Here is a 2,248-nt window from a genome sequence, read left to right on the forward strand (position 1 = left end):
CTGCCGGTCGGGGAAACGACACAGTCAACGGTGAATATGCCGATCTGCTCGTTCTCGACAGACAATTTGAACCTGCAGTAACCCGGTATCGGGAGCTCTGGAGAGCAGGCAAACTCCAGAGAAAGCAGGCGGTCTCGTTTGCCAATGCACTCATGACGATGAAGGAGCAGGCTGAAGCTGCTGCCGTGATTACCGCCCTTGCCGAACGCTATCCCGGCGACACCGGGGTGCTTCAGGCCGGGGCCGAACTCGCTTATTCCCGCAGAGAGTATGCTCGTGCCTCTGCGCTTTACCGCGAACTGATCACCAAAAAGCCTGAACTCCCCCTCTTTTATCTCCGGCTTGCCGGCGTAGCAATGGCAGAGGGGAACTATAGTGAATCGATAAAGAGAAGCCGCGAACTGCTGCAGATTCATCCCGGCAACCTCGACGCGCTGCTCCTGATTGCACAGGTGTCAAGCTGGCAGCGCGATTACGACACATCCCTTGCCACCTACGACCGGTTGATTGCCGCAAATCCCGTACCTCTCTACTATCGCGAAAAAGCGCGGGTACTGGGATGGATGACCCGATACGACAGCGCCCTTGCCGAATATGATAAAGCCATTCAGAGATATCCGGAAAACAGCGCGCTGAAAGCAGAGGCTGCGGCCAAACGGGAGTACTACCGTAATGCATATCGCCACTCCCTTTCAGCCTATCAACTATGGCTTGATGCTGAACCACTTCACCCTGAAGCGCTCTTTGACCTCGGCCAGCTCTCCATGCAGCAGGGCCGATGGCGGGAAGCCTCTTCAACCTATGACGAACTGCTGGCAGCCGTTCCCGATCATCGCATGGCTATAACAGCCAGAGAAAAGAGCAGGGATTACTCATCGATGACGCAGGTACAGAGCGGGGCTGAGTTCTCTAAAGCGATAAGTGGGGGGCGGCTTACCGATGTAGCATTCTCCGGCTACTACACAACCTTCTCACGTCAGGTGGATGACCGGTTTTCGCTCTTTATGAAGCTCGACAGCCGGTTCTATCATTTTGATGAAACCTCACTGACCCCAATAAGCCACGGAATGACCATCGGCATTGAATACCGTAACCAGCCGGATATTCTTTTGCGCGGGGCTTCAGGCTGGCGGCAGAACTCTGATGGCTTGCAGGAGAGTCAAACCGGATACGCCGAGGCGGTCAGCAATCCGGTTGATAATCTGCATCTCGGCCTCGGGTTCCACCGCGAAGAGGTGATACAGAACTCCACAACATACCGGAACCATCTTCAGACCAGCCGCTGGCAGGGCAGGATAGTTTACGATGGTTACCATCGATGGAATGCCGGTGCTGATTATGCCCTTGACCTCTATTCCGACGGCAACACGCTCGTAACCGCCGGAGCGGATCTGACCGCTCGCCTGCTCTATGACCCGGAACGGCTGAACATCAGCTACCGGATACAGGAGTATGCATTCAACGAGCGGCGTACGACCTACTGGACCCCCTCATCGTTTGTCACGCATACGGCAGGTATCGAGTGGCGGCATCATTTTCAGAATGCGGAGCTTTTTCAGGGTGGAAACGACAGCTATTTCAGCACGGCTTTCCGGCTAAGTCTGGAGCCCGGTGGCAATATATCACACCAGGTTCAGGCCGGAATCCATCATGACTGGAGCCAGCGCTTCTCCTCGTCGCTGGACGGTCAATATACATGGGATACATCGGCCTCAATCTATCAGGACAGAAGGCTGAGTGCTGAACTTCTCTGGAGTTTTTAAATAATGTTACTTGACCGGACAACTCCATGAAGCAGAAAAAAAAATCCAGATTTCTTGTGGTCCAGATAGTTGTGCTGTTAATCATGCTCACCGTCTATCTTATGGCCCGCACCTACTCTGTGTACCACGCCAGGGTCAACATATTCGATGAGATCTTTGCCGTGCTCTTTTTTTTCGCGGAAGCCTTTCTCATGATTCATTCGTTCGCTTTTTTCCTCAACATTCTGCGTAATCAAAAACCTGATAAAGAACCGCTTCAAAAAGAGCCTGGAGAGGATGCCTCTGTCGCCATCGCCATTCCGGCACGGCACGAACCTAAACAAATTGTTGCAAATACCCTCTTGACCTGTATCAATCTGGAATACCCCAACAAGAAGATCTATCTGCTTGATGACTCGTCGATTGAGCGATACAAAGAGGAGGCCAGAGAGCTTGCAGAGGCTTATGGTGTTGAGCTCTTTACCCGTCCGGATAACCGCGGGGCA

2 protein-coding genes are annotated in these 2,248 nt (G+C 53.1%); both read left to right on the forward strand.

Annotated features, from left to right (window positions below; genetic code table 11):
* Positions 1 to 1,763 (forward strand): tetratricopeptide repeat protein (locus tag CFERDRAFT_RS11595; protein WP_006367416.1); only part of this gene is annotated, 1,763 nt, incomplete at its 5' end.
* 26 nt (positions 1,764 to 1,789) lie between these two features.
* A partial coding sequence (locus tag CFERDRAFT_RS11600; RefSeq protein WP_006367417.1) for a glycosyltransferase occupies positions 1,790 to 2,248 on the forward strand: 459 nt, incomplete at its 3' end.

Source organism: Chlorobium ferrooxidans DSM 13031 (assembly GCF_000168715.1).
GTDB lineage: Bacteria > Bacteroidota > Chlorobiia > Chlorobiales > Chlorobiaceae > Chlorobium > Chlorobium ferrooxidans.